Raw genomic sequence first — 25,748 nt, 5'->3', positions numbered from 1 at the left:
CGCCATGGCCGCCGGGGCTTACACCGCTGGCAGGGTCTAGGCGTCCGCCTGCCCCGCCCCTGCCAGCGCGGCGACGCGTTCCACCCCGAACACGTAACCCTGCACCCCGCAGCCCGCGATGACCCCGTCGGCGCGCAGCGAGACGTAGGAGTGATGCCGGAACGACTCGCGCTTGTGGATGTTGGAGATGTGGACCTCCAACACCGGCAGGCCGTCACAGGTGTTGAGGGCGTCCAGGATGGCGACGGAGGTGTGCGAGTAGGCACCCGGGTTGATCACGATGCCGCAGTGGTTCAGCCGCGCCTCGTGGATCCAGTCCACCAGCTCGCCCTCGTGGTTGGACTGGCGGAAGTCGACCATGCCGCCGTGCGCGGCCGCCGCCTTGGCGCACAGGGCCTCCACGTCGGCGAGCGTGTCGGAGCCGTAGATCTCCGGCTGCCGCTGGCCGAGCAGGTTCAGGTTGGGGCCGTTGAGGATCATGATCGGGGCGTTGGCCAGGGTGCGGGGCACGGTTCCTCCGGTCCGTTCAGGGGTCGGGCGGCCCGTGACGGACCGCTGCTCGGACCCGGTTTATCACGGTGCGCCGACAGCGCGCCGGGCCGTAGCCTCCCGGCATGACGAGCCTCTCCTATCCGCCCAAGCCGTCGCGCGGTGACCGTATCGCCGTGATCTCGCCCTCCTCCGGTCTGCCGGGGCTCTTCCCGCTCCCCTACGAGCTGGGTCTGGAGCGGCTGCGCAAGGAGTACGGGCTGGAGCCGGTCGAGTATCCGGCGACGCGCAGGATGGGCTCCTCGCCCCGGGAACGGGCCGACGACATCCATGCCGCCTTCTGTGACCCGGACATCAAGGCGGTCATCGCGTCGATCGGCGGGGACGACCAGATCACCGTGCTGCCGCTGCTGGACCGGGAGTTGATCCGGGCGAACCCGAAGCCGTTCTTCGGGATGAGCGACAACACCAACCTGCTCGCCTTCCTGCGCAACAGCGGCATCGTCGGCTACCACGGCGGGAGCGTCATGTCCGAGCTGGGCCGTCCTGGTGCCATGCACCCGCAGACCGCCGAGTCCCTGCGGGCGGCGCTGTTCACCTCCGGCCCGTACGAGCTGAAGCCCGCCGAGCGGTGGCGTGACGTCGACCGGGACTGGGCTGATCCGGCGACCTTCGATGCCGAGCCGGAGACCCGACCCGGGGCCGGCTGGACCTGGGTCTACGCCGACCGGGTGGTGGAGGGCCGCAGTTGGGGCGGCTGCCTCGAGATCGTCGGCCGGCTGCTGATGGCCGACCGCGAGATCTCGCGCGACCTGTCCGAGTACGACGGCGGTGTGCTGTTGTTGGAGACCTCGGAGGACATGCCGAGCGCCACGGAGGTCTTCAGCACCCTGCGCAACATGGGCGAGCGCGGGCTGCTCCAGCGCTTCCCGGCGCTGCTGATGGGCCGCCCGAAGACCTGGTTCTTCGAGCGGCCCAACACCCCGGAGGAGGCCGCTCGTTACGCGTCCGACCAGCGTGAGGCGGTCCTGCGCGCCATGCGGGCCTACGCTCCCGACACCACGATCGTCTTCGACGTGGACTTCGGGCACACCGATCCGCAACTGGTGATCCCGTACGGGGGCACTGTGCGCGTGGACGGACCGGACCGGCGCATCACGGTCACCTACTGAGGGACCCCGAGCCCCCGCGCGCCCCCGTAACCGGCCGTCACCGTGGGTAGTTGACGCGGCATGCACGACGTACGCACCGTAAGGGCACCCTCCATGCCGCGCCTCGCGGCCGCCTCGCTCGCCGGCACGGCCATCGAGTTCTACGACTTCTTCGTCTACGGGACCGCGGCGGCCCTCATCCTGGGGCCGCTGTTCTTCCCGACCTTCTCGCCGGTGGCCGGGACACTGGCCGCCTTCGCCACCTTCGGCGTGGGCTTCGTGGCGCGGCCGCTCGGGTCGGTGCTGTTCGGGCACATCGGCGACCGGCGCGGACGACGGCCGGTCCTCGTCGCCTCCCTGCTGCTCACCGGCGCCTCCACGGTCGCGGTCGGCTGTGTGCCGACGTACGACACGATCGGCGTGCTCGCTCCCCTGCTGCTCCTGGTGCTGCGCTTTCTGCAGGGGCTGGGGCTCGGCGGGGAGTGGGGCGGGGCGGTGCTGCTGACGGTGGAGCACGCGCCCGCCGGGCGACGCGGGCTGTGGTCGAGTTTCCCGCAGGTCGGGCCCGCGCTGGGGTTCCTGCTCGCCAACGGTGTGGTGCTGGGGCTGTCGACGACGCTCTCCGAGGCGCAGTTCGCCGCATGGGGGTGGCGGGTGCCGTTCTGGGCGGCGGGAGTGCTGGCGGTCGTGGGACTGTGGCTGCGCTCGTCGCTCGCCGAGAGCCCCAGCTTCCTCGAACTCGACGACCACGCGCGCGTGCCGATCGCCGAGGTCATGCGCGACCACTGGCGTCTCCTCCTGCTGACCGGCGGAGCGCTCGCGATCGGCTACGCGATCTTCTACGCCGTGACCACCTGGTCCCTCGCCTACGGCACGGAACGGCTCGGGGTGAGCCGCAGCGTCATGCTGACCTGCATCATGGGCGCGGTGGTCGTGAAGGGCGCGCTCACGCCGCTGGTGGCGATGCTCGGGGACCGCTACGGCCGACGGCCCATGTGCCTGGCCGGGTGCGCGGCAGCCGCCCTGTGGATGTTCCCGATGGTCGCGCTCCTCGCCACCGGCAGGCCGCTGCCGATGTTCCTCGGCTTCCTCGGGGCGATGCTCTCGTTCATCACGATGTTCGCCGTGATCGCCGCGTATCTGCCGGAACTGTACGAGCCGCGGGTGCGCTGCACCGGCGCCGCCGTCGGCTACAACCTCGGCGGTGTCCTCGGGGGCGCGCTCACGCCGATCGTGGCGACGGCGCTCGCCGAGCAGGGCGGGCGGGTGCCGTGGGGCGTGGCCGCGTATCTGACGGCGATCGCGCTGTTCAGCCTGGGATGCTTCGCGCTGCTGCCGGAGACGCGTCCGGTGCCGGTGGAGTCGGGGGCGAAGGCGAAGGCTGAGGCTGAGGCTGAGGCGCCTACGGGTTGATCGCCAGCTCCAGGTAGGCCGCGAACAGCACCAGATGGACCCCGCCCTGGAGTGGTGTGGCCCGGCCCGGGACCACCGTCAGGGAGGCCACCACCACGGTCAGGGCGAGCAGCACCAGGTGCGTGGCGCCGAGGCCGAGCACCAGCGGGCCCGACAGCCACACGGACGCGAGCGCGACGGCGGGGATGGTCAGGCCGATGCTGGCCATGGCCGAGCCCAGGGCGAGGTTCAGACTGGTCTGTACACGGTCGCGGCGTGCGGAGCGCAGTGCGGCGATGGTCTCCGGGAGCAGTACCAGCAGCGCGATGATCACGCCGACCACGGCTTGGTGCAGCCCTGCGGCCTCCACCCCGGACTCGATGGTGGGCGACACGCCCTTGGCCAGGCCGACCACGCCGATCAGCGCCAGGCCCAGCAGCCCCAGGCTGATCAGGGCGGTACGGGCGGTCGGCGCCGCGGCGTGCTCCTCGGCGGTGATCACGTCGCCCTGCCGGGTGATCGGCAGGAAGTAGTCCCGGTGCCGCACGGTCTGTGTCGCGACGAACAGGCCGTACAGGATCAGCGAGGAGAGTGCCGCGAAGGTCAGCTGGACGGTGGAGAACTCCGGGCCAGGCTTGCTCGTGGTGAACGTCGGCAGGACCAGGCTGAGCGTGGCCAGGGTCGCGACGGTCGCGAGTGCGGCGCCGGTGCCCTCGGGGTTGAAGACGGCCGTGCCGTGCCGCAGCGAGGCGACCAGGAGGCACAGGCCGACGATGCCGTTGCAGGTGATCATCACGGCTGCGAAGACCGTGTCGCGCGCCAGTGTCGCGCTCTTGTCCCCGCCGTCGACCATCAGGGTGACGATGAGGGCGACCTCGATGATCGTGACGGCGACGGCGAGAACGAGGGAACCGAACGGTTCACCGACCCGGTGCGCCACCACCTCGGCGTGGTGGACGGCGGACAGAACAGCTCCCGCCAGGACCAGGGTCACCAGCGCGACGACAGCGACCGGCAGATCGCGCCCCCAGGTGAGGGCCAGCAGCACGGCCGCGAGCACGGGCACCAAGGTCGTCCACTGTGCCGTGAGCGGCCTGCGCCGAGCGATCATGCAGTGATCGTCGCAGAGGTGCAGGGGCCCCGCACTCCGGTCGCGCGGGGCCCGAGCCGGGGGCTATGTGAGCTCGCTCGCGTCCAGGAGGTCGCAGTTGGTGTAGACCCGGTCGCCGATGCAGAGCGCGCCCAACTGCTCCGCCATCCTGCTGGTCTCGGGGTCGTCGCTGTTGCGCATGGCCTCGTCGTGCGACTCGAACTCGATCAGCGCCAGATAGCGGCGGGGGTTGTCGCGGTCCTTCAGGAGGATGCGGTGTGTGGGGCCGCCTGTCCGGCCGGCGAGGCGCCGGCCCGCCTCTTCGAACACCTGCTCCATCTCGTCCAAGCGCTCGGTCTCGAAGTCGATGATCTGCACGAACCTCATGGCACCTCCAGCCGGCCATGGCGCCCCCGGACCGGGGGACGCGCTCAGGAAACAAGCAAGCACCGGGACCGGCAGTCGGCAATTCGCCGACCACCGGTCCCGGTGATGGTTGTTCCTACGTCCGACGCGGTCAGACGTCGATGCTGTCCTTCGGAGCGCTTCCGCTCTCCCCCTGCGCCGCCTCGGCCGCCGCCTGCTTCTTGGAAGCCCGCAGGCTGGTGATCGTGGTGACGATCAGGACGGCACAGATCACGCCGAGCGATACCGGAATGCTGATCTCGGGGACGTGCACCCCGGACTCGTGCAGGGCGTGGAGCACCAGCTTCACGCCGATGAAGCCCAGGATGATCGACAGGCCGTAGCTGAGGTGGACCAGCTTCCTCAGCAGGCCGCCGATGAGGAAGTACAGCTGACGCAGACCCATCAGGGCGAACGCGTTGGCCGTGAAGACGATGTACGGGTCCTGCGTCAGGCCGAAGATCGCCGGGATGGAGTCGAGGGCGAACAGGACGTCGGTGGTGCCGATCGCGAGCATCACGACCAGCATCGGGGTCATGACCCGCTTGCCGTTCTCCTGGATCCACAGCTTGGTGCCGTGGTAGCGGTCGGCCACACCGAAGCGGCGCTCGGCGGCCTTGAGCAGCTTGTTCTCCTCCCAGTCCTCGTCATCCTCGTCAGCGCGGGCCTCCTGGATGAGCTTCCAGGCGGTGTAGATGAGGAAGGCGCCGAAGATGTAGAACACCCACGCGAAGCTGGCGAGGATCGCCGCGCCGGCCGCGATGAAGATGGCCCGCAGGACCAGGGCGATGAGAACACCGATCAGGAGAACGCGCTGCTGGTACTGCGAGGGCACCGCGAACTTCGCCATGATCAGGACGAAGACGAAGAGGTTGTCGACGCTCAGCGACTTCTCGGTGATGAAGCCCGCGAAGAACTCGCCGGCGGGCTGGCCGCCGCCGAACACCAGCAGACCGAGCCCGAAGAGCGCGGCAAGCACGATCCAGACGACCGTCCAGATCCCGGCTTCCTTGATCGACACGTCGTGCGGTTTGCGGCCGATGAAGAAATCGACCGCGATCAGGGCGGCAAGGCCCACGATCGTCAGGACCCATAGGGTCACGGAAACATCCACTGCGCCTCCGGCAGTCGTTAACGGCAAATGTCAGCGTCGTCGCTGCCGGAGGTCTCTTCCACCCAAGGATGGGCCGACGCCCCGGGATCTGGCCTGATCCGTATTGACGGGTACGCCGCAGCAGACAGGGAGTACTCCCCTCCGTGCCGAGAACAGTACCTCAATCACCAAGAACAGGTAAAGCGCTTGGCAAAAGAAAGGCCAAAATCCCTGGTCAGAAGGCTTTACAAGTACTTGGTGCGGGCGGCCGCGACCTGGGCCAGCACCTGCTGGAGGACCTGACTGCCCGGCGGCACGAGCGACGGCTCATACGTCCAGGCATGACCGACCCACGGGTCGGCGAGGTGGTCGTCGGGCGCCGGCGTCAGTCGCAATAGCGAACGCCACAGCGGATCGAGCAAAGGCCCGTAGCCGGAGGACTCCTCACGGTCGGCCACCATCATCAGGTGGACGCCGAAGTCGGGGCCCTCGTCGGCGAGGTAGCGCAACTGGTTCACGGCACGGTCGTCGAAGCCGTGCGGGAAGTCGTTGACGATCAGGAGCTGCTGCGAGGTGTCGAAGCCGGGCGGCAGGGAGTCGGCGGCGCCTCCTCGTACCGCCATCTGCACCAGGTCGACCCGCTGGGTGAGCCGCGCCAGCCCGTCCGCCACCCCTGCGGCGCCGAGCGCGGGCGGGGCCGCGAGCACACCGGTCTGTACGAGAGGTGCCAGCGGCTGCGCCCCCGAGCCGGCGGGGTCGATGACATGGACGGTGAACTCACCCGCCGGATAGGCGGCGAGCAGCCGGGCCGCGTGCGCGACCGCCGTCTCCATGGCGAGACGCCCCATGGCGTGCGAGTCGGTGAACGAACCGTCGGACGAGCCGGTGCGGCCGCTGTCGATCCACAGACCGCGCTCCAGCGGCAGCCGGACCAGCATCGGGATGCGGATCCGGTCGGCCTCGGGGAGACGGAGGTCGCCCAGGCGCAGAGCCATGGGGATCTCCATCGGCGGCCGGTAGGCATGCCACACGGGGTTGTCCCAGCGGGCGTACGCCGGTGGCAGGGCCGGTTCGACGACGTCGGCCTCGGCCGTGAGCTGGGAGAGGTCCCGGTCGAGGGCCTCCGTGGCCTGGGCGACGAGCTGGGCGTGCCGGGCGCGGGCCGCCTCACGGGCGGCGTCACCCTGCCCGCCGATCCGGCTGCGCGGGTCGGACAGGACCTGCTCGAGCTCCTTGTCCATACGGGACTCGGCGAAGTCGACGGCGCTGCGGTAGGCGGCGGTGGTGCGGGCGAGGTCCTCGAACATGCCCCACACCTGGTTGTAGAGCCGTTCCTCCATGGACCAGCCGGTCGCGTCGCCCGCCACGGGCTGGGCGGGCTGCCCGGGCGCGGCGGGGGGCGCGGTGGGCGGAGGCGGGGGCGGAGCGGCGTTCTGGCGGCGCGGATGGCTGTAGTCGATCGGGCCGCCCGCGGTGGGCACGGACGGCTGGGTGACGGCCGAGGGGTCCGGTGCCGTGCCGGAGTACGGCGACTGCGGTGCGGGCTGTCCCGGCACGCCGGGCGGCTGTCCGCCGTACGGGGACGCGGGCGGTACGGGGCCGGGGGCGCCCTGGGGCGCGGTACCGCCCTGGTCCGGGCCGAGGGCCGGGGTCGCCGTCTGGCGGGAACGGTCGCCGTCCGCGGTGCGCGGCGGGGGCGCCTGCACCGAGCGGGCCAGCCCTTGGGCCACCGCCTCGTTGATGCTACCGGCGAGCTGGTGGGCCTGGGACAGGCCCTGGTCCGTGAGGAGTTCGGCGAGGCCGCCCGCGTAGCCCTGGCCGACGGCGCGCACCTTCCAGGCGCCCTGTCGGCGGTAGAGCTCCAGGGCGACCACGGCCGACTCGGTGTCCAGGCCGGTGAGGGTGTAACTGGCGACCTCGCCGCCGTCGAGGCCGGTGACGGCGACGAACGGGGCGGCGACGGCACCGAAGCGGACCGGGCCCGCCCCGCCGGCGGGCAGGGCGAGCAGCACGCCGACACGGTGGACGGCCTCCGGCAGGGCATCGAGGTCCACCGCGAGGCGGTGGTCGGCGGCGGCCTGCCGGGAGACCTCGAGACCGGGCTGGGTGGGTGCGCCCGGGTGGGCCACCCATTCCACGCCGTGGATCCTGCCGGTCTCGTCGCTGAGCGCGGCCGCGGCCACGATCGGCGTGCCGGCCGAGACCCGGATCTCGAGACGGGCCTGGGAGAGCGGGTGGTTCTGCCCCCGCACCAGCTCGGCCGTCATCGCCTTCGTCCCCCTGTGTCGTTGTGTGGTGTCTTGTGCCGCTCTCCGGCCCGCCCCGAGCGGTTGCCCCTGAGGTCTTAGAGGACGGGCAGAATCGTCGGCATGAGGTCCTGGAAGGTACGGCCGTTGGCCGGGTTGCCCAGGGCCGTCATCGACCAGCCCGGGCCCGAGCGGTGCACCTTCGCCATGATCTGGGCCGTGTACTGGCCGCCGCCGGCCAGTGTGTAGCGGGCGAGCTCCTGGCCGTTGGTCTCGTCGACCAGGCGGCAGAACGCGTTCTGCACCTCCTGGAACGTCTGGCCCGTGAAGGAGTTCACGGTGAAGACGATCTGGTCGATGTGGACCGGGACACGGGAGAGGTCGACGAGGATGGCCTCGTCGTCGCCGCCCTGGCCGACACCGCCGACGAGGTTGTCGCCGGTGTGGCGCACCGAGCCGTCGTCGCTCACCAGGTGGCGGAAGAAGACGACGTCGACCGGCTGCTTGTCCGCGAACAGGACGGCGGAGGCGTCGAGGTCGATCTCACGCGTCCGAGAGCCGAACAGGCCGCGCCGGGGAGCCGCCTGCCAGCCGAGACCCATCCGCACCGCGGTCAGGCTGCCGCCGTCGCTCTTCTGCAGACTGATGGCCTGACCCTTGGTCATGTTGACGGTCACGCGCTGATTCCCCTCTCGAACGTCCCCTGTTGCCGCGCATTCGCGGTTGCCAGAACCCTACGCAGGGGCACTGACAGTGACGTACCCCGGTCCGCGCTTTGTGTCGGTCTTGCAACACTGCGCATACGCGGTTCGCTGTCAGGCCAGGCCCGCCTCCTTCATCTGGCGCAGTTCCTTCTTCATCTCGGAGACCTCGTCGCGCAGCCTTGCCGCGATCTCGAACTGGAGGTCCGCGGCGGCGGCCCGCATGCGCGTGGTGAGCTCCTCGATCTGCTCGGTGAGTTCGGCCGCGGGGCGGTCGGTCGGCACCGTCTCCTTGGCCTTGCCCTTGGCGGGCTTGGCCCCGTCGGCGGCCTTGCCGCCCAGGGCGGGCACGGGCGCCTTTGCGACCCCGCCGTCCTTGCGCCCCTTGCGGTAGCCCGAGCCGAGCAGCTGCTCGGTGTCGATGTCCTCGCGGGCGATCTGGGCGACGATGTCGTTGATCTTCTTACGGAGGGGCTGGGGGTCGATGCCCTGTTCCGTGTTGTACGCGATCTGCTTCTCCCGGCGCCGGTTGGTCTCGTCGATGGCCTTCTCCATCGCCGGGGTGATCTTGTCGGCGTACATGTGGACCTGGCCCGAGACGTTGCGCGCGGCGCGGCCGATGGTCTGGATCAGGGAGGTGCCTGAGCGCAGGAAGCCCTCCTTGTCGGCGTCCAGGATCGCCACCAGGGACACCTCGGGCAGGTCGAGGCCCTCCCGCAGGAGGTTGATGCCGACGAGCACGTCGTACTCGCCGGCGCGCAGCTCACGCAGGAGCTCGACGCGGCGCAGGGTGTCGACATCGCTGTGCAGATAGCGCACCTGGATGCCCAGCTCCAGGAAATAGTCCGTGAGGTCCTCGGCCATCTTCTTGGTCAGCGTGGTGACCAGGACGCGCTCGTCCTTGTCGGTGCGCGTCCGGATCTCGTGCACCAGGTCGTCGATCTGGCCCTCGGTGGGCTTGACGACGACCTCCGGGTCGACCAGGCCGGTGGGGCGGATGATCTGCTCGACGACGCCGTCCCCGCGGGAGAGCTCGTACTTTCCGGGGGTCGCCGACAGGTAGACCGTCTGGTCGATGCGCTCCTGGAACTCCTCCCACTTCAGGGGTCGGTTGTCCAGGGCGGAGGGCAGCCGGAAGCCGTGGTCGACGAGGGTGCGCTTGCGGGAGGCGTCGCCCTCGTACATGGCGCCGATCTGGGGCACCGTGACGTGCGACTCGTCGATGACGAGGAGGAAGTCGTCCGGGAAGTAGTCGAGCAGGGTGTTGGGCGGGGAGCCGGGCAGGCGGCCGTCGAAGTGCATCGAGTAGTTCTCGACGCCGGAGCAGGAGCCGATCTGGCGGAGCATCTCGATGTCGTACGCGGTGCGCATCCTCAGGCGCTGGGCCTCCAGGAGCTTGCCCTGCTTCTCCAGTTCCGAGAGGCGCTCGCCCAGCTCCTTCTCGATGTCGTTGACCGCCCGCTCCAGGCGCTCGGGTCCTGCGACGTAGTGGGAGGCCGGGAAGACGTACAGCTGCTGGTCGTCGCTGATGATCTCGCCGGTGAGCGGATGGAGGGTGGACAGCGCCTCGATCTCGTCGCCGAACATCTCGATGCGGACGGCCAGCTCCTCGTAGACCGGGAAGATCTCGATGGTGTCGCCGCGGACGCGGAAGGTGCCGCGGGTGAAGGCCATGTCGTTGCGCGTGTACTGGATGTCCACGAAGCGGCGGAGCAGCTCGTCCCGGTCGAACTCGTCGCCGACCCTGAGGGGGACCATGCGGTCCACGTACTCCTGAGGCGTACCGAGGCCGTAGATGCAGGAGACCGAGGCGACCACCACGACGTCGCGGCGGGTGAGCAGCGAGTTGGTCGCGGAGTGGCGCAGGCGCTCGACCTCCTCGTTGATCGAGGAGTCCTTCTCGATGTAGGTGTCCGACTGCGGGACGTACGCCTCGGGCTGGTAGTAGTCGTAGTACGAGACGAAGTACTCGACGGCATTGTTCGGGAGCAGCTCGCGGAACTCGTTCGCCAGCTGGGCGGCCAGCGTCTTGTTCGGCGCCATCACGAGTGTGGGGCGCTGAAGCTTCTCGATCATCCACGCGGTGGTGGCGGACTTGCCGGTGCCGGTCGCGCCGAGCAGGACGACGTCCTTCTCGCCTGCCTGGACGCGCCGGGCGAGATCGGCGATGGCCGTCGGCTGGTCGCCGTTCGGCTGGTAGGAGCTGACGACCTCGAAGGGCGCCACCGTGCGTTCGATCTGGGAAACGGGCCGCATGGAATCCACCGTACGACCCCGCACTGACAACGGGCTCCGATCAGCGATTCTGCGGGGTTCGGGAGCGGCTGCGCTCCACGGGGCGGCGGGGGCGGAACCGCAGTCGGTGCGCGGAGTGGTGGACGGCGCTGTGGGTGTGGGCGGGGATGCCGGGCTTCTGCTCGACGGGGGCGCCGGTGGGCTTCCCCATGACCATCAGCGGGTCGAACATCACCACGACACCCGCGAGCAGGAGGAAGGCGAGCGGGCCGACCAGCATGGGCGCGAGCAGGGCCGCCGGCGACTCTCCCGAGGTGGGTGCGGCCGTCCCGTGGAGGTGAACGTCGAGGGCGGCCATGCCGGTGTAGTGCATGCCGCTGACGGCGAGCCCCATGACGAGGCTGGCACCCACGCTCCACAGGAATCCCCGGACCTGGCCGGCCGCCCACAGCGCGGCGGTGGCGGCGCACATGGCGATCGCGACCGAGATACCGACGGTGAAGGTGTTGTACTCCAGCTTCCCGTCCAGGCGCATGCTGGCCATGCCCAGGTAGTGCATCGACGCGATGCCCAGACCTGTGATGGTGCCTCCGGTGAACAGGGCCGTTCCCCGGGCACCCCTGTAGCCCACGATGAAGACCCCGACGCCCACCATGACGATCGCCACGGCGAGGCTCGCGAAGGTCATCGCCTTGTCGTAGTGGATGGGGGTCCCCCGGACCGTGAACCCCATCATCGCGACGAAGTGCATGGTCCATATGCCGGAGCCGATGGCGGCCGAGCCGAGGGCGAGCCAGCCGGGGCGCCACGACTGGGCGACGAGCATGGATCTGGTGGTGCACCGCAGCCCCAGGGCGCCCCCTAGGCAGGCCATAAGGTAGGCCACCAGGGGTGTGACCAGGCCGTAGCTGAATCCGTCGACCGTGCCCTGCATGCGCGGCTGCCCTTCCCGCCCTCTTGCGTCCCGGAATTCCTGATGTGCGCCCCCTCCCAGGACCGCACGAGCGGTCAGGGTTGACGCAGAGAGTATGACTCCCACCGGAATGGTCGAACGACTTTCCGGCAAAGAAACACGGCCTTGCCCCAGTTGTGCGGCACCAGTGAGCGGACTTGGGGCATCTGCGTTCAACCTGTGGCCATCCTGCACCCCTCTCGCGTTGACCCTCTGCTGTCACAGTTGATCTGTCTGTGATGTCGCCGAACGCTCACGCGAGGAGTACGCATGCACGCGCGCGCTGTAGCCGCCTCCACCACCGCACTCCTGGGGACCGCCGCTCTCCTCGTCCCCATCTCCCCCGCCGGGGCCGCCGACGCCGGGGTGGCGCCGCTGGTCATCGCCCACCGGGGCGCTTCCGCGTACGCGCCCGAGAACACGCTGGCCGCCGTGGACAAGGCGGCCGAGCTGGGCATCCCCTGGGTGGAGAACGACGTCCAGCAGACCAGGGACGGAGAGCTCGTCGTCGTCCACGACGACAACCTGCGGCGCACCACCGATGCCGAGGAGGTCTTCCCCGGGCGGGCCCCCTGGAAAGTGAAGGACTTCACCGCCGCCGAGATCGCCCGTCTCGACGCGGGCAGTTGGTTCGGCCCCGCCTACGCGGGCGCGCGCGTGCCGACGCTGGAGCAGTTCGTGGACCGCCTCGAGCGGCACCGCCAGAAGCTTCTCCTGGAGATCAAGAACCCGCAGCTGTATCCGGGCATAGAGCGCCAGACGCTCAAGGTCCTGAGCAACGAAGGCTGGCTCGACAAGTCGCATCTGGCGGGGCGGCTGATCGTGCAGAGCTTCAGCGCGGACAGCGTGCGGACGGTGCACAAGCTGAAGCCCGGTGTGAAGACCGGCTTCCTGGGGACGCCGCCGGTGTCGGACCTGTCGGCATACGCCGACTTCGCCGACCAGATCAACCCGTCCTACGGCTCGGTCTCCACGGCGTACGTCTCCGCCGTCCAGGCGTTCGACGGACCGCACGGCACGCCCATGGAGGTCTTCACCTGGACGGTCGACGACGCGGCGACGGCCCAGCGGGTCGCCCGGTACGGCGTCGACGGGATCATCACGAACAAGCCGGATGTGGTGCGGGAGGCCGTGGGCGGGTGATCCGTCGCCCCGGAAGGCCGGCAGCCGCCTGCCGGCCTTCCCACCGCGGCGGCGTTGTCAGTGGTGGGTCGTACGGTGGGCGCATGGACAGCCATGGGCAGGTTGAGCAGCGGGTCGTGTGGTGCGTCGTCGACAGCGGCATCGGTCCGCTGCTGCTGGCCGCGACCCGCGAGGGCCTGGTCAGCGTCGTTTTCCACGCCACGGACGCGGTGCGGGACCGGGCGGTCGAGCGGCTGGCGTCGCGCCTCGGCACCGAGCCCGTCGAGGCGCCCGGCTCCCCGCTGCTGGCCGAGGCGATACGTCAGGTCGGGGCGTACTTCGCGGGTGAGCGACGCGACTTCGACCTGCCGCTGGACTGGTCGCTGATCTCCGGCTTCAACCGGGAGGTCCTGCGCGAACTGGCCTCGGGCGTGCCGTACGGCACGGTCGTGGGGTACGGCGATCTGGCCGGGCGGGTCGGTCAGCCGGGCGCCGCGCAGGCCGTGGGCATGGCGATGGGCGCCAATCCGCTGCCGGTGGTGGTGCCCTGCCACCGGGTCGTCGAGAGCGGCGGCGGCATCGGCGGCTTCGGGGGCGGCCTGGAGACCAAGCGGAAGCTGCTCGCCCTGGAAGGGGTGCTGCCCGAGCCTCTCTTCTGAGACCCCGGGCCTGTCTGAGACCCCGGGCCTGTCTGAGGTCCCGGGCCTGTCTGCGGTCCCGGGCCTGTCTGCGGTCCCGGGCCTGGTCAGTCGTAGTGCCGCGCCTCGAAGACGTTGCCGTCCGGGTCCCGGAAGTAGAAGCTGCGGGTGGCCTTGCCCCGGGCTCCGAAGGAGTCGTACGAGAGCTCCGACACCGGTACGGCGCGTTCCTCGAGGCGGCCGAGAAGGGCGTCGAAGTCGTCGCGGGGCAGGGACAGGCAGACGTGGTTGACGGGGTGGCCGGCGCTGTCGGCGGCGCCGGGCAGCATCTTCATGCGTTCCGCGAAGGTCAGCGGCATGAGGTCGAGGATGGTCTCGTCGTTGACGCGCACGGAGGGGAACGGCACCTTGCCCGCGGCGAACTCGGTGAGCCTGAGCGTCTCCATGCCGACGGCCTTCTCGTAGAAGTCGGCGGCGGCGGCCGGGTCGCGCACCCAGAGGACGACGTGGTCGAGACGTGCTGTGTGGTCCGTCATGCACTCCAGGCTCGTGATGTCCTCGACAGCCCGCAAGGGTTTGGCCCGGCGCGCCGCCCGCCAGAGATGAGGGAGGACCGACTGACAGGAGGCAGGCGCGTGGTGCTGGTGATGTCGGAAGAGGTGCGGGCGGCGCTCGAGGCGCGACAGCCCGTGGTGGCCCTGGAGTCCACGATCATCGCCCACGGGCTGCCTCGGCCGCGCAACCTCCAGGTGGCCCTGGAGCTGGAGGCGGCCGTGCGGCGGGAGGGGGCGGTGCCCGCGACGATCGCCGTGCTGGACGGGCGTGCCCATGTCGGACTGGACAAGGAGCAGCTGGAGCGGGTCGCGAACGAGGACGGGATCCGCAAGCTGGGCCACCGCGATCTGCCGCTCGCCGTGGCCTCCGGGGCGAGCGGGGCGACCACGGTGTCGGCTACCGCGCTGCTGGCGGCGCAGGCGGGGGTCCGGGTGTTCGCGACCGGCGGGCTCGGCGGGGTGCACCGGGAGTGGACGGTGACGCAGGACGAGTCGGCCGATCTGGGTCTGCTGGCGCGGACGCGGATCACCGTGGTGTGTGCCGGGGTGAAGTCGATCCTGGACGTGCCGGCGACCCTGCAGCGGCTGGAGACGCTGGGTGTCGCCGTGGCCGGTTACGGCACCGACCGGTTCCCGGGCTTCTATCTGTCCGACTCGGGGCATCCGGTGGACTGGACGCTGCGGACGCCGGAGCAGGTGGCGGGCGTCATGCGGGCCCAGGACGCGCTCACCGAGCCGGAGTCGGCGCTGATCGTCGCCAATCCCGTCCCCGAGGAGGAGCAGCTCGATCCGGAGCTGCACGCGCGCGTGCTCGCGGACGCGCTGCACGCGTGCGAGGAGGAAGGGGTCACCGGCCAGGCGGTCACGCCGTTCCTGCTCGACTATCTGGTGCGGCACACCGACGGGGCCTCGCTGAGCGCCAACCTGGCGGCGGTCCGCGGCAATGTGCGCCTGGCGGCGCGGATCGCGGCGGCCTGGGCCCGGGTGTGACCGGGGCCGGGGCCGGGGCCGGTCACCCCACAGGACGTGAAGAGCGCTCCGTGGAGGGCGCGGCGCTGCTGGTCGTCGGGGACGTGATCACCGATGTCGTCGCGCGGCACCGGGGGCCGCTCGCGGCGGGCACGGACACGGTTGCCTCGATCCGGACGGTGCCGGGCGGGGCGGGCGCCAACGTGGCGTGCTGGGCGGCACACCGGGGTGCGGCGGAGGTACGGCTGCTCGGGCGCGTGGGCGCGGACACGGCCGCCTGGCACGAGCGTGAACTGGCGGCCCACGGCGTGCGCCCGCAGCTCGTCGTCGACCCGCGGGCTCCGACCGGCACGGTGATCTGTCTGGTGGACCGGGACGCTTCGGCGGAGCGGACGTTCCTCACCGACAGCGGAGCGGCGTTGCGGCTCGAACCCGCCGACTGGTCGGACGCGCTGCTCGACGGGGTGGCCCGGCTGCATCTGTCGGGCTACCTCCTGTTCTCCGAACCGGGTCGCGCCCTGGTGTCGGTGGCTCTGAAGGCCGCACGCGCACGTGACGTGCCGGTGAGTCTGGACCCGGCGTCGGCGGGGTTCCTCACCGAGCTGGGCGTCGAGCGCTTCCTGGCGCTCGTCGAGGGCGTGGACGTACTGCTGCCCAGCCGGGACGAGGCGTCCCTGCTGACGGGGCTGACCGACGCGGCCGACGCGGCGGCCGAGCTGAGCCTGCGCATCCCGCTGGTCGTCGCGAAGCAGGGGCGCGAGGGAGCACTCGTGGCCCGTTCGGGGAAGGTGTGCGCCCGCGTTCCCGCCGTGCCGGCGATGCCGCGGGACACCACGGGCGCCGGTGACGCCTTCACGGGCACGTTCCTCGGCGCCCTGCTCGCGGGCGCCGGACCGGAGGAAGCGGCGGCGGAGGGCTGCCGAGCGGGTGCGCGGGCAGTGGAGCGGGTGGGCGGCAGGCCGCCTGTGCCCGGCTGATACGGGGCGGGCCACCTCTGCCCAGCACATTCGGGCAGGTCGCCTCTGCCCAGCCGGTGCGGGGCAGACCGCCCCTGCCCGGGCTGATGCCCACGCCCGCGCCGCCCCTGGCTACTGCTTGCGTCCCCACGCCGAGATCATCGGTGGCGTAGTGAGGTCGAGCGCGCCGGACGTGACGTTCATGAGGTGCCGCTGGATGTCCTGGTCCGTGGCGAGACCCGCGGTGACAAGCTGGTCGCGGATCTGGCGGACCGTGGCGGACTCCAGGGCCGCACAGGCCGGTGAGGCGATGGGGAAGTAGGCGTCGGCCTGGACGCGGGTCAGGCCGACCTCCCGGAGCAGGCGCGGGAGGGTGCGGCCGCAGGGGAGGTCGGTCCCGCGGTCGGCCAGCAGCTTGCGGAAGGTCTGCCGCAGCCGGTTCGCGAGCTGCTGCTCGGGGCCGTACTCGTCGGGACAGAGCAGGGGCTGAAGGGCGGGGTCGACGTCCTCGACGAGGAGGCGCCCGCCGGGGCGCAACGAGTCGGCCATGGACCGCAACGCCCGTTGCCGGTCGGCGACGTGGACGAGGGCGAGGCGGGCGTGCACCAGGTCGAAGCCCTCCCCCGGCGGGTCCTGCGCGCCGAGATCGTGGACGCGGACCTCGACGGGCGGCCGGGCGCCCCTGGCGAGCCGTGAGGTGTCGGCGTCGGTCGCGACGACACGTCCGGTCGGGCCGACCTTCTTCGCCAGCCAGAACACCACGGACGGGCCGCCGGCGCCGACCTCCCAGCACCGCCAGCCGGACCCGACTCCGAGTGCTTCGAGATGCCGGAACGTCGTGGGGTCGAAGAGAGCGGCGAAGGCGCTGAAGTGCTCTGCCGCCTCGGTCTGCCGGTTGTCGAGGAGGTGCCCATCGGTTCGCGTCATGCCGTGATCATCCCATTTGTCTTACTTGTTCGTAATCGTCGACGCTCCGGTAAGGAGAACCGCACCGCACCGGCACGCGTCGATGCCTCAGAACAACGGCGTCGGCGAGTCGTTCGTCCACAGCCGGGAACAAAGCGGAATGAGTCGTTTCCACAGGCTTACCCGCAGCTCACGTGGGCCTGGCAGACTGGCGCGCCAAGGCGCAGGGACGGCGCGAGGAGTTCCACGCAAGGAGATCCGGATGTCCATGGCAGGGAATCTGCGGAAGGTCACGAGCCTCGGCGGGGTCGGTGGCCTTCGCAAGGTGGCTCGGCTGGCCAGGCGGCGCCCGCGCGTCGACCTGAGTCACCCGGCCCGCTCCCCGCTGGGCTCCTCGGTGGTCAACTGCGTGACGTACCGGGACGGTGTCCGCACCCCCGCGCGCGGCGATCTGGTGGATGTCGTGGAGCGGGTGCGCAAGAGCCGGGAGGGCTTCGTCTGGCTCGGCCTGCACGAGCCGACCGACCAGGAGTTCGCGGGCATCGCCGAGCTCTTCGACCTGCACCCGCTGGCCGTCGAGGACGCCGTCGAGGCCCACCAGCGCCCCAAGCTGGAGCGGTACGGAGAGACGCTCTTCGCGGTGTTCAAGACGGTCTGCTACGTCGAGCACGAGGAACTCACGGCCACGAGCGAGGTGGTGAACACCGGCGAGATCATGGTGTTCGTCGGCGAGGACTTCGTGATCACGGTGCGGCACGGCCGGCACGGGTCGCTGGGTCCGTTGCGCGAGGAGCTGGAATCCGATCCCGGCCAGCTCACCAAGGGCCCCTCCGCGGTGCTGCACGCGATCGCGGACCATGTGGTCGACGACTACCTGACCGTCACGGACTCGATGCAGGCGGACATCGACCAGGTCGAGACGGATGTCTTCGCGGAGACCGGTGCGCGCGCCGACCCGGGGCGCATCTACCAGCTCAAGCGTGAACTCCTCGAACTGAAGCGGGCCGTGGTGCCGCTCAGCCGCCCGCTCGAGGATCTCGCCACCCGGCCGATCCGGGCGGTCGACCCGGAGATACAGGCGTACTTCCGCGACGTCTCGGACCATCTGCTGCGGGCGAAGGAGCAGATCGCCGCCTTCGACGAACTGCTCAACTCCATCCTGCAGGCGCACCTCGCGCAGGTCACGGTCGCGCAGAACGAGGACATGCGGAAGATCACGGCGTGGGCCGCGATCATCGCCGTGCCGACGATGGTCTGCGGGGTGTACGGCATGAACTTCGAGCACATGCCGGAGCTGCACTGGCGGTACGGCTACGGCATGGTCATCGGCGTCATATCCGTCGCGTGCGTGACGCTGTACCGGGCGTTCCGGCGCAGCGGCTGGCTCTGACGCGGGCCGTGACGCGCGGGGAGTGAATCCGCGGGCGGGACCTCAGGGTGCCTCGTGGGGTCAGCGTGTGGTGGTGGAGTAGACGCTCTCGGCCCAGGAGGCGATCTGGTCGTCCGCCAGGTGCCGGGCCAGGTCGGCTTCGCTGATCATGCCGACCAGCCGCTTGTCATGGATCACGGGCAGCCTGCGGATCTGGTGCTCCCGCATCTCACGGAGCACTTCGCCGACATCGGCGTTCGCGTCGATCCAGCGCGGGGTGCCCTTGGCCATCTCACCCGCGGTGATCCTGGCGGGGTCGTGCCCCAGGGCGACGCAGCCGACGACGATGTCGCGGTCGGTGAGGATGCCGCAGAGCCGCTCGTTCTCGTCGCTGATGGGCAGGGCGCCGACGTTCAGCTCGCGCATGAGCTGGGCGGCGCGGTCGAGGGTTTCGTGGGCGGGGATCCACTGGGCGCCGCGGTGCATGATGTCTCCGGCGGTGGTCATGAAGTACCTCCCGATGCCGGACGGCCGGCGCGGCGCGGGACGCACCGCGAGTCCCGACGCCCTTCATTCTCGCCGCGCCACCGGATGCCCGCACACGGAACCCGCCCGCCGGATGCCCGCACACGGAACCCGCCCGCGCCCGCCCGACAGCGAGCAGCCGCTCAACCGCTCCACGCCGGATGGCGCGGATCGTCGGCCCTTACCAGGACGTCGGCCGTGCCGGCCGGGTCCGTCTCGTGCTCGTAGCGCTCGAAGGCCGGGAGGGTCCAGTGCTCGGCGTCGGGCGTGCGGCGGCGCAGGGCGCCCGGGGAGAGCAGGACGTGGACGCTCAGGTCGAAGGGGAACCAGTGCCGAAGGAGGAAGGGTCCGTGCAGCAACAGGACGCCACCGGGCGGGAGTTGGGTGTAGGGGCTGCGTGTGGCGCGGTCGGCGGCCGGGTCCCAGAGGTCGGGCAGGACACGGCCGTCGCCACCGGCTTCGAGAGGGCCGAACACCTCGCGCCACAGGGCTCCGGTGTCGTACCAGCCGTCGTAATAGGCCTCCACGTCCCGGTGGCCGTACTCCAGCCGCACCGAGGCGGGGCGCAGGAAGCCCTCCGTGCCCACGACGAGCGACGAGCGGCCGCGTATGCGCAGCGCCTCGGAGACACGGTGGGCGAGATCTCCCGGGCGGGCGGCCGGGGCGCCGTCGAAGGCGATGCGGGGCCAGGGAGCGCCATCGGCGGGCTTCAAGTCGAGGAGGCGCTCGGCGAGCAGGTCGCCGAGCCGGTCCCAGGTGATCGCTTCGAGTCGCACACGGCCCATGATGCGTCAGGCCGGGTCAGGAGCTGTCACGCCCGCGGGCTCCTCGGTCGCCGGGGAGGGACAGACCGCAGGGAGGCGTCGAGATGGCCGGGGTCTGTCGTGGCGGACGTAGTTCGTCCCGTCGTCAGGGGGAATGAACCACATATGGTCCCCCGCGCGATGCTTCCGCCCCTCACCGGGCTCCTCGTCTTCCAGCCTCTCAAGCGCCGGTACTGCGCCGAGTGCCGGCGAGGGCCGCTGCCGCTGCTGGTCCTGGAGGACGGCGCCCCGCGCTGCCTGGACTGTGCCGACCTCGGGCATCTGGTGTTCCTGCCGAGCGGCGACACCGCGCTGACGCGCAGATCGCGGGAGGAGAGCACGCTGTCGGCGGTGGTCGTGCGGTTCAACCGGCGCAAGAGCCGTTACGAACGGCAGGGCGTCCTGGTCGAGGAGGCGGCGCTGGCGAGGGCCGAGCAGCGGTGTCTCGCGGACGCCGAGGCACGGCGGCGGCGCCGGGTGCGGGACGCGCGGCGGCGGGCGGCTCAGGACGAGCTGTTCACTCTGACGTTCGCGGCGGAGATACGGCGGCTGTATCCCGGATGCCCCGCCGACCGGGCGCATGCCATCGCCGCCCACGCCTCCGAGCGGGGCAGCGGGCGGGTGGGCCGCAGTGCGGCGGGGCGGGCGCTGACCGAGGGGGCCGTGACGTGGGCGGTCGTGGCGTCCGTGCGGCATCTGGACACGCCGTACGACCGGCTGCTCATGAGCGGGGTGCCGAGACACGAGGCGCGGCGGCGGATCGCGGCGGCGGTGGAGACGGTGCTGAGGGGGTGGACCGAGGCTGGGCTCGGTTCCGCCGGGTGACCCGGCCGGGCAGGTGTCGTCCGGTGGACACGGCCGTTCGGGGGATCGTGGACGTTCGCTTATGGCCCCGCGCCGCTCGGCCATGGTCACTGTGCTCGTACGGGAATTCACTTGTGGTGAGGAAAGGTGCCGGGCAGGATCCCGGCTCGACGGGCGGGAGAGGCTGACATGATCGACGGACCGTACTTCGTGCTGACGGTGCTGGGTGTGCTCGGGACCGGCCTGGTGGCCGGGGTGTTCTGCGGCTTCTCGACCTTCGTCATGCGGGGCCTCGCCACGCTGCCGCCCGCGCAGGGGGTCGCCGCGATGAACGCGATCAACGTGGCCGCGGTGACGCCGCCCTTCATGGCCGTGTTTCTCGGGTCGGCGGTGCTGTGCGCGGTGATCGCCGTGGTGACGTTCGTGCTGTGGCCGGAGGAGGGGACGGTGGAGCTGCTGGTGGGCAGCGCGCTGTATCTGTTCGGCTCGTTCGGGCTCACCATGGTCGCGAACGTGCCGCGCAATGACGCGCTGCTCAAGCTGGAGCCGGGCACGTCGGAGGCAGCCGCGTACTGGCCGGCGTATGTGCGCGAGTGGACGATGTGGAACCACGTCCGCACGGCCGCCTCGGCCGGGGCGGCGCTGGCGTACGTGCTGGCGCTCACCTGACGGCCCGCGGCGACGGGCACCGGCCCGGAGGCGGACGTATCGTGGCCGGAGGAGCACCGCCCGACGACGCACGGCCTGTCGCACGCGCACGCAAGGAAGACGGCCATGGCCGATCCCAAGGGTTTCATGACCACACCCCGCCAGGACTGGCCGCGGCGGCCGGTCGAGGAGCGGGTGCGGGACTGGGACGAGGTCTACGTCCCCGGGGCGCTGCTGCCGATCATCAGCAAGCAGGCCGATCGCTGCATGGACTGCGGCATCCCCTTCTGCCACGACGCCTGCCCGCTGGGCAATCTGATCCCCGAGTGGAACGACCTGGTGTCGAGGGAGGACTGGCGGGCGGCCGCCGACCGGCTGCACGCCACGAACAATTTCCCGGAGTTCACCGGCCGGTTGTGCCCGGCGCCGTGCGAGGCGGGGTGTGTGCTGGCGATCAACCAGCCGGCCGTCACCATCAAGAACGTCGAGTGCGCGATCGCCGACCGGGTGTGGGAGGAGGGCTTCGCGCCGCCGAGGCCGCCGGAGCGGCTGTCCGGCAAGACGGTCGCGGTGATCGGTTCGGGGCCCACCGGGCTGGCCGCGGCCCAGCAGCTGACCCGGGCCGGGCACACGGTCGCCGTGTACGAGAGGGCCGACCGGCCCGGCGGGCTGATGCGGTACGGCATCCCCGAGTTCAAGATGGAGAAGCACCATCTGGATCGGCGGCTGGAGCAGATGCGGGCCGAGGGGACCAAGTTCCGTACGTCGACGTCGGTCGGGCGGGACATCGGGGCCGATGAGCTGCGGACCCGGTACGACGCCGTGGTGCTCGCCACGGGGGCGACCGCGTGGCGTGAACTGACCGTGCCGGGGCGGGAACTGACGGGCGTTCACCAGGCGATGGAGTACCTGCCGCTTTCCAACCGGGTGTGCGCGGGCGATCTGGAGGTCTCCCCGTTGTCGGCCGCCGGGAAGCACGTCATCATCGTCGGCGGCGGCGACACCGGGGCGGACTGCCTGGGCACGGCTGTCCGGGAGGGTGCCGCGTCCGTGACCCAGCTGGACATCTACGCGCTGCCGGAGGCGCAGCGCGACGAGGACGCCGAGCCCTGGCCGACGTATCCGATGCGGATCTACCGGCTGTCCGCCGCGCACGAGGAGGCCCGTGATCTGCGGACCGCTCCGGTCGCCGACGCGGACGCGCGGCTGTTCGCGGCGTCCACGCTGCGCTTCGACGGCGACGCGGAGGGGCGTGTGCGGTCGCTGCACCTGGTCGAGGTGGACGCGCGGCGCAGCCCGGTGGATGGCACCGGGCGGACGCTCCCCGCCGACCTCGTGCTGCTCGCCCTCGGCTTCTCCGGGCCCGACCGGGAGGACGGGCTCGTCGACCAGCTCGGGCTGGCGATGGAGCCCCGCGGCACCGTCACGCGTGACGCCGGTTTCGCCACGAACGTGCCCGGTGTGTTCGCCGCGGGTGACGCCGCCCGGGGGCAGTCGCTCATCGTCTGGGCGATCGCCGAGGGGCGGGCCGTGGCGGCCGCGGTCGACCGTCATCTGACGGGCAGTTCGCGGCTGCCGTCACCGATCGGGCCGTACGACCGGCCCATGGTGGTCTAGTACGACCGGCCCAGGGTGGTCTGGAAAGACGACCGCTCGGAAGGCGATCACCGCTCGTCCGTGCCCGCCAGCTTCGCCGTGGACAGCGCCACCCGGTTCCATGTGTTGATCGTGCAGATCACGGCGAGGACCTGGGCCAGTTCCCGTTCCTCGAAGAGGGACGCAGCCCGGGCGTAGACGTCGTCCGGGACGCCTGCGTCGGCGACGAGGGTCATCGCCTCCGTGAGGGCGAGGGCCGCCTGTTCCCGCTCGGTGAAGAAATGGCGGGCCTCGCGCCAGACGGCGACCATGTGCAGCCGGTCCTCGCTCTCGCCGGCCTTGCGGGCGTCGTTGGTGTGCATGTGGAGGCAGTACGCGCAGTGGTTGAGGTGCGAGGCGCGGATCTGGATCAGTTCGACGAGGGCCGGGTCGAGGCCCTCACGGGCGGCGGCGTCGAAGGCGATGAGGGCGCGGAAGGCCTTCGGGGCGGACTGGGCGAACTCCAGCCGGGCCGTGTCCGTCGAGTGCGCCCGCGTCGTGTGCGTGTTCGTCGTCATGTCCCTCAACCTACGAGCCTCAAAGACCCGCTGTAGGGTGCATTCCCATGGCGAATTCGTGGGTCAATTCCGCGGAACGGATCGGGTCCGACCTGCATCTGGAGCTGTCCGGGCCGGGCGGCCGGCGCACGGCGCTGATCCGGGCGCTGCGCGAGGCCGTACGCGACGGGCGGCTCGCTCCGGGCACGCGGCTGCCGCCGTACCGCTCGCTCGCGGCCGACCTCGGTGTCGCCCGCAACACGGTGGCCGACGCGTACGCGGAACTCGTCGCGGAGGGCTGGCTCACCGCACGTCAAGGCTCGGGCACCCGGGTCGCGGAACGTGCCGAGCCGCTGCGTCCCGCCGCTCGCGTGCCCAAGAAGGCACCTCCGCGCGCGGGTGGACCGCGGCACAACCTGCTGCAGGGCACGCCGGACATCTCGGCGTTCCCGCGCGCGGCCTGGCTGGCCTCCTACCGGAGGGCACTCCAGCGGGCGCCCAACGAGGTGTTCGGCCCGGGCGACCCCGCCGGCCGGGCCGAACTGAGGGAGGCGCTCACGGAGTACCTGGCCCGCGCACGTGGCGTGCGGACCGAGCCCGGCCGGATCGTGATCTGCTCCGGCTTCGCGCACGCGCTGCGGCTGCTGTTCGGAGGCGGTGTCCTGCGCGGGCCCCTGGCCGTGGAGGCGTACGGGCTCGGATTCCACCGGGAGGTCCTCGCGGGTGCCGGGGTGCGTACCGTGCCGCTCCCCCTCGACGAACACGGCGCCCAGGTCGACCGGTTGGGGCGCGAGCGGGCCGTGCTGCTCACGCCCGCGCACCAGTTCCCGACCGGCGGGCCGCTGCACCCCGCGCGCCGGGCCGCCGTGATCGACTGGGCACGCGCGCGCGGCGGGCTGGTTCTGGAGGACGACTACGACGGGGAGTTCCGCTACGACCGCCGGCCGGTCGGCGCCGTCCAGGGCCTCGACCCCGAGCACGTGATCCACATCGGCTCGGTCAGCAAGAGCCTGTCACCGGCGGTGCGGCTGGGCTGGATGGTGCTCCCGGAGCGGTATGTCGAGGACGTACTCGCCGTGAAGGGCGAGCGCGAGGCGTGGGCGAGCGTCTTCGACCAGTTGAGCCTCGCCGACTTCGTCGTCTCCGGGTCGTACGACCGTCATGTACGGCGTATGCGGCAGCGGTACCGGAGCCGCCGGGACCGGCTCGTCGCGGCGCTCGCCGAGCACGCGCCGCAGGTCGAGGTCACGGGCGTCGCGGCCGGGCTGCACGCGGTGCTGCGGCTGCCGCCCGGCACCGAGGCGTCCGCGGTCAAGGCCGCCGCCTGGCGGGGCATCGCCCTCGACGGTCTCGGAGCGTTCCGGCACCCGGACACGGACATGGCGGCGAGCGACGGCCTCGTCGTGGGGTACGCGACTCCCTCCGAGCATGCCTACGGGCCGGCCGTGGAGGCGCTGTGCGGTGCACTGCCGCCGCCTTCGATGGGGGATGCGAGGCCGTGAGTGCCGAGCCCGCGTACGGCGACAGGCCGGCCGCGTGCGGCAGCAGGCCCCCGCCACTTGGTCATCCGCGATTCCTCGGGCGGGTACGGAGGCGTACTGAGAATCGTACTGCCGTCGCGGACCGGTCCGCGGTCTCCTGCGGGCGGGTCGAGCCGTCAGGCCCTCGGCGATGGCGAAGCACGCAGGACATCGCGCCGACGCCCGGTCCTCCGGGTGTTCCGCAGGAGTCGTACGCCGGGGAGCACGCGCCCCGACCGCTCCTGGGAAATGGAGGATTCGCCTTGTCACGGGTTGCCGGCAACGGGATCCTGCTTGCTGTTCGGAACCGCGGGCTCACGGCGACAAGGGCGTCGGCCTGCGGCGTGGTTCGGTCGTGAAGCCGGGGGGACATCGGTGACGGACTTTGCTTTTGACCCACCTGACCCGCCTGACCCACCACCGCCTCCACCACCGCCCCCTCCGCCTCCCTTGCCGGAGCCTCCTCCACCGCCGCCCCTGCCGGATCCTCCTCAGCCGGCGCCTGCCCCGCCGCCGGAGCCGCCCCGGATGCCCGATCCGCCGCCCGTCGCGGACATCCCTTCCCCCGTCAGTGAACCGGCCGCCCCGGTCGTCGACACGTGGGAACCTCCCGACGCCTGGGAGCCTCCGGAGCCGGCGAAGGCTCCTGATCCGCCGCAACAGCCGGATCCGGGAGACAAAGCGGCGCTCGATGCTCGGGACGAAGCGCAGCGGGTGGAGCAGCAACTGGGTGCAGCCGCAGGGCAAGGAGCCACCGCGGCCAATGAACTGGCCGCCGCGGCCCAGGCGGACAAGGCCGTCATCGAGGCCAACGCGACCGCGGACCTCTTGCAGCAACAGCGGCTGGACGACCAGGCCGCGGACGCGGCGCGCCGGCAGGACCTGGAAGTGGATCGCGCGTTCACCGAGTGGGACCGGAACGGAACGGCGGAGCAGTCCGCGTACGAGACCACTCAGCGGCTCGCCAAGGGACTGGCGGGAGAGAAGGCCGCTGCTGAGGCCTTGGCATCCCAGGGATACGACGTTCTGTACTACAAACCTGATATCG

Annotated in this window: 24 protein-coding genes and 1 pseudogene; 12 read left to right on the top strand and 13 right to left on the bottom strand. The window is 71.2% G+C overall.

The genetic code is table 11. The annotated features are described in order from the left end of the window. Positions 1–36: 36 nt before the first annotated feature. Positions 37–510 (bottom strand): type II 3-dehydroquinate dehydratase, encoded by a 474-nt coding sequence (gene aroQ / locus ACFTZL_RS08315; RefSeq protein ID WP_382579648.1) that lies wholly within the window; start codon positions 508–510, stop codon positions 37–39. 104 nt (positions 511–614) lie between these two features. Between aroQ and ACFTZL_RS08310 the strand changes: the two genes are divergently transcribed. Continuing rightward, complete coding sequence (locus ACFTZL_RS08310; RefSeq protein WP_382579646.1) at positions 615–1,661, top strand: S66 peptidase family protein; 1,047 nt, start codon at positions 615–617, stop codon at positions 1,659–1,661. A 93-nt stretch (positions 1,662–1,754) separates the two neighbouring features. Next, entirely contained in the window at positions 1,755–3,053 is a 1,299-nt protein-coding gene (locus ACFTZL_RS08305; RefSeq protein ID WP_382579644.1) for an MFS transporter, read from the top strand. Here ACFTZL_RS08305 and ACFTZL_RS08300 read toward each other — a convergent pair. The 7 genes from ACFTZL_RS08300 to ACFTZL_RS08270 all read right to left on the bottom strand — a co-directional run bounded on the left by ACFTZL_RS08300 (position 3,043) and on the right by ACFTZL_RS08270 (position 11,736). After that, positions 3,043–4,143: a calcium:proton antiporter gene (locus ACFTZL_RS08300; protein ID WP_382579642.1), complete on the bottom strand. Its 1,101-nt coding sequence runs from the start codon at positions 4,141–4,143 to the stop codon at positions 3,043–3,045. The two genes, ACFTZL_RS08305 and ACFTZL_RS08300, sit on opposite strands and share 11 nt — an antisense overlap. A gap of 63 nt (positions 4,144–4,206) precedes the next feature. After that, complete coding sequence (locus tag ACFTZL_RS08295) at positions 4,207–4,509, bottom strand: hypothetical protein (protein ID WP_382579640.1); 303 nt, start codon at positions 4,507–4,509, stop codon at positions 4,207–4,209. Positions 4,510–4,639: 130 nt separating this feature from the next. Further along, positions 4,640–5,641, bottom strand: a complete 1,002-nt coding sequence (locus ACFTZL_RS08290; protein ID WP_382579639.1) for a TerC/Alx family metal homeostasis membrane protein — start codon at positions 5,639–5,641, stop codon at positions 4,640–4,642. A gap of 224 nt (positions 5,642–5,865) precedes the next feature. Further along, the gene (locus ACFTZL_RS08285; protein WP_382579638.1) at positions 5,866–7,887 is read right to left on the bottom strand and encodes a TerD family protein; all 2,022 of its coding nucleotides are present in this window, start codon (positions 7,885–7,887) and stop codon (positions 5,866–5,868) included. A gap of 77 nt (positions 7,888–7,964) precedes the next feature. Further along, entirely contained in the window at positions 7,965–8,543 is a 579-nt protein-coding gene (locus tag ACFTZL_RS08280; RefSeq protein WP_382498829.1) for a TerD family protein, read from the bottom strand. Between the two features lie 138 nt (positions 8,544–8,681). Then, entirely contained in the window at positions 8,682–10,823 is a 2,142-nt protein-coding gene (uvrB, locus tag ACFTZL_RS08275; RefSeq protein ID WP_382579636.1) for an excinuclease ABC subunit UvrB, read from the bottom strand. A 40-nt stretch (positions 10,824–10,863) separates the two neighbouring features. Next, positions 10,864–11,736 carry an MHYT domain-containing protein gene (locus ACFTZL_RS08270; RefSeq protein WP_382579634.1) on the bottom strand — a complete coding sequence of 291 codons (873 nt, stop codon included), beginning with the start codon at positions 11,734–11,736 and terminating at the stop codon, positions 10,864–10,866. A gap of 288 nt (positions 11,737–12,024) precedes the next feature. Here ACFTZL_RS08270 and ACFTZL_RS08265 point away from each other — a divergent pair, with 288 nt between their 5' ends. Further along, complete coding sequence (locus ACFTZL_RS08265; protein ID WP_382579632.1) at positions 12,025–12,897, top strand: glycerophosphodiester phosphodiesterase; 873 nt, start codon at positions 12,025–12,027, stop codon at positions 12,895–12,897. An 83-nt stretch (positions 12,898–12,980) separates the two neighbouring features. Beyond that, positions 12,981–13,535: a methylated-DNA--[protein]-cysteine S-methyltransferase gene (locus ACFTZL_RS08260; RefSeq protein WP_382579630.1), complete on the top strand. Its 555-nt coding sequence runs from the start codon at positions 12,981–12,983 to the stop codon at positions 13,533–13,535. An 86-nt stretch (positions 13,536–13,621) separates the two neighbouring features. Here the strand turns inward: ACFTZL_RS08260 and ACFTZL_RS08255 are convergent, their stop codons facing one another. Then, the gene (locus ACFTZL_RS08255; protein ID WP_382579628.1) at positions 13,622–14,050 is read right to left on the bottom strand and encodes a VOC family protein; all 429 of its coding nucleotides are present in this window, start codon (positions 14,048–14,050) and stop codon (positions 13,622–13,624) included. Between the two features lie 99 nt (positions 14,051–14,149). Here ACFTZL_RS08255 and ACFTZL_RS08250 point away from each other — a divergent pair, with 99 nt between their 5' ends. Next, positions 14,150–15,058, top strand: a complete 909-nt coding sequence (locus ACFTZL_RS08250; RefSeq protein ID WP_382579626.1) for a pseudouridine-5'-phosphate glycosidase — start codon at positions 14,150–14,152, stop codon at positions 15,056–15,058. Then, positions 15,055–16,014 carry a carbohydrate kinase family protein gene (locus tag ACFTZL_RS08245; RefSeq protein ID WP_382579624.1) on the top strand — a complete coding sequence of 320 codons (960 nt, stop codon included), beginning with the start codon at positions 15,055–15,057 and terminating at the stop codon, positions 16,012–16,014. Before ACFTZL_RS08250 ends, ACFTZL_RS08245 begins: the two co-directional genes overlap by 4 nt. A 111-nt stretch (positions 16,015–16,125) precedes the next feature. Here the strand turns inward: ACFTZL_RS08245 and ACFTZL_RS08240 are convergent, their stop codons facing one another. After that, entirely contained in the window at positions 16,126–16,920 is a 795-nt protein-coding gene (locus ACFTZL_RS08240) for a methyltransferase (RefSeq protein WP_382579622.1), read from the bottom strand. Positions 16,921–17,161: 241 nt separating this feature from the next. Here ACFTZL_RS08240 and ACFTZL_RS08235 point away from each other — a divergent pair, with 241 nt between their 5' ends. After that, on the top strand, positions 17,162–18,289 hold the full coding sequence (locus tag ACFTZL_RS08235; protein WP_382579621.1) for a magnesium and cobalt transport protein CorA: 1,128 nt from the start codon (positions 17,162–17,164) through the stop codon (positions 18,287–18,289). Between the two features lie 60 nt (positions 18,290–18,349). Here ACFTZL_RS08235 and ACFTZL_RS08230 read toward each other — a convergent pair whose 3' ends face one another. Both ACFTZL_RS08230 and ACFTZL_RS08225 read right to left on the bottom strand, forming a co-directional pair. Next, the gene (locus ACFTZL_RS08230; RefSeq protein ID WP_382579620.1) at positions 18,350–18,775 is read right to left on the bottom strand and encodes a CBS domain-containing protein; all 426 of its coding nucleotides are present in this window, start codon (positions 18,773–18,775) and stop codon (positions 18,350–18,352) included. A 161-nt stretch (positions 18,776–18,936) separates the two neighbouring features. Further along, the gene (locus tag ACFTZL_RS08225) at positions 18,937–19,578 is read right to left on the bottom strand and encodes a uridine kinase (protein WP_382579618.1); all 642 of its coding nucleotides are present in this window, start codon (positions 19,576–19,578) and stop codon (positions 18,937–18,939) included. A 159-nt stretch (positions 19,579–19,737) separates the two neighbouring features. Here ACFTZL_RS08225 and ACFTZL_RS08220 point away from each other — a divergent pair, with 159 nt between their 5' ends. The 3 genes from ACFTZL_RS08220 to ACFTZL_RS08210 all read left to right on the top strand — a co-directional run bounded on the left by ACFTZL_RS08220 (position 19,738) and on the right by ACFTZL_RS08210 (position 22,665). Next, positions 19,738–20,421 (top strand): DUF2293 domain-containing protein, encoded by a 684-nt coding sequence (locus ACFTZL_RS08220; protein WP_382579617.1) that lies wholly within the window; start codon positions 19,738–19,740, stop codon positions 20,419–20,421. A gap of 168 nt (positions 20,422–20,589) precedes the next feature. After that, complete coding sequence (locus ACFTZL_RS08215) at positions 20,590–21,069, top strand: anthrone oxygenase family protein (protein ID WP_311125091.1); 480 nt, start codon at positions 20,590–20,592, stop codon at positions 21,067–21,069. Positions 21,070–21,174: 105 nt separating this feature from the next. Continuing rightward, positions 21,175–22,665: a glutamate synthase subunit beta gene (locus ACFTZL_RS08210; protein ID WP_382579616.1), complete on the top strand. Its 1,491-nt coding sequence runs from the start codon at positions 21,175–21,177 to the stop codon at positions 22,663–22,665. Positions 22,666–22,712: 47 nt separating this feature from the next. On the opposite strand, the gene ACFTZL_RS08205 is transcribed toward ACFTZL_RS08210, so the two are convergent. Beyond that, complete coding sequence (locus ACFTZL_RS08205) at positions 22,713–23,201, bottom strand: carboxymuconolactone decarboxylase family protein (RefSeq protein ID WP_382579615.1); 489 nt, start codon at positions 23,199–23,201, stop codon at positions 22,713–22,715. A 47-nt stretch (positions 23,202–23,248) separates the two neighbouring features. Between ACFTZL_RS08205 and ACFTZL_RS08200 the strand changes: the two genes are divergently transcribed. Together ACFTZL_RS08200 and ACFTZL_RS08195 are read left to right on the top strand one after the other, a co-directional pair. Next, positions 23,249–24,682: a PLP-dependent aminotransferase family protein gene (locus tag ACFTZL_RS08200; protein WP_382579613.1), complete on the top strand. Its 1,434-nt coding sequence runs from the start codon at positions 23,249–23,251 to the stop codon at positions 24,680–24,682. Positions 24,683–25,228: 546 nt separating this feature from the next. After that, positions 25,229–25,748, top strand: a pseudogene (locus tag ACFTZL_RS08195) (hypothetical protein); the annotation flags it as partial.

Source organism: Streptomyces sp. NPDC056948, assembly GCF_042674225.1.
Taxonomy (GTDB): Bacteria; Actinomycetota; Actinomycetes; order Streptomycetales; family Streptomycetaceae; genus Streptomyces; species Streptomyces purpurascens.
The sequence above is the reverse complement of the archived record's forward strand: the minus strand, read 5'-3'. Positions and strand labels throughout refer to the sequence as shown.

What these genes read in the sequence shown, in the direction of transcription:
- ACFTZL_RS08300 (WP_382579642.1), bottom strand. Translation starts at nt 4,143, where the DNA reads ATGATCGCTCGGCGCAGGCCGCTCACGGCACAGTGGACGACCTTGGTG.
- ACFTZL_RS08210 (WP_382579616.1), top strand. Translation starts at nt 21,175, where the DNA reads ATGGCCGATCCCAAGGGTTTCATGACCACACCCCGCCAGGACTGGCCG.
- ACFTZL_RS08225 (WP_382579618.1), bottom strand. Translation starts at nt 19,578, where the DNA reads ATGGGCCGTGTGCGACTCGAAGCGATCACCTGGGACCGGCTCGGCGAC.
- ACFTZL_RS08270 (WP_382579634.1), bottom strand. Translation starts at nt 11,736, where the DNA reads ATGCAGGGCACGGTCGACGGATTCAGCTACGGCCTGGTCACACCCCTG.
- ACFTZL_RS08295 (WP_382579640.1), bottom strand. Translation starts at nt 4,509, where the DNA reads ATGAGGTTCGTGCAGATCATCGACTTCGAGACCGAGCGCTTGGACGAG.
- ACFTZL_RS08305 (WP_382579644.1), top strand. Translation starts at nt 1,755, where the DNA reads ATGCCGCGCCTCGCGGCCGCCTCGCTCGCCGGCACGGCCATCGAGTTC.
- ACFTZL_RS08255 (WP_382579628.1), bottom strand. Translation starts at nt 14,050, where the DNA reads ATGACGGACCACACAGCACGTCTCGACCACGTCGTCCTCTGGGTGCGC.
- ACFTZL_RS08230 (WP_382579620.1), bottom strand. Translation starts at nt 18,775, where the DNA reads ATGACCACCGCCGGAGACATCATGCACCGCGGCGCCCAGTGGATCCCC.
- ACFTZL_RS08310 (WP_382579646.1), top strand. Translation starts at nt 615, where the DNA reads ATGACGAGCCTCTCCTATCCGCCCAAGCCGTCGCGCGGTGACCGTATC.
- ACFTZL_RS08215 (WP_311125091.1), top strand. Translation starts at nt 20,590, where the DNA reads ATGATCGACGGACCGTACTTCGTGCTGACGGTGCTGGGTGTGCTCGGG.
- ACFTZL_RS08240 (WP_382579622.1), bottom strand. Translation starts at nt 16,920, where the DNA reads ATGACGCGAACCGATGGGCACCTCCTCGACAACCGGCAGACCGAGGCG.
- uvrB (WP_382579636.1), bottom strand. Translation starts at nt 10,823, where the DNA reads ATGCGGCCCGTTTCCCAGATCGAACGCACGGTGGCGCCCTTCGAGGTC.
- ACFTZL_RS08200 (WP_382579613.1), top strand. Translation starts at nt 23,249, where the DNA reads ATGGCGAATTCGTGGGTCAATTCCGCGGAACGGATCGGGTCCGACCTG.
- ACFTZL_RS08285 (WP_382579638.1), bottom strand. Translation starts at nt 7,887, where the DNA reads ATGACGGCCGAGCTGGTGCGGGGGCAGAACCACCCGCTCTCCCAGGCC.
- ACFTZL_RS08235 (WP_382579621.1), top strand. Translation starts at nt 17,162, where the DNA reads ATGTCCATGGCAGGGAATCTGCGGAAGGTCACGAGCCTCGGCGGGGTC.
- ACFTZL_RS08220 (WP_382579617.1), top strand. Translation starts at nt 19,738, where the DNA reads ATGCTTCCGCCCCTCACCGGGCTCCTCGTCTTCCAGCCTCTCAAGCGC.
- ACFTZL_RS08205 (WP_382579615.1), bottom strand. Translation starts at nt 23,201, where the DNA reads ATGACGACGAACACGCACACGACGCGGGCGCACTCGACGGACACGGCC.
- ACFTZL_RS08265 (WP_382579632.1), top strand. Translation starts at nt 12,025, where the DNA reads ATGCACGCGCGCGCTGTAGCCGCCTCCACCACCGCACTCCTGGGGACC.
- ACFTZL_RS08260 (WP_382579630.1), top strand. Translation starts at nt 12,981, where the DNA reads ATGGACAGCCATGGGCAGGTTGAGCAGCGGGTCGTGTGGTGCGTCGTC.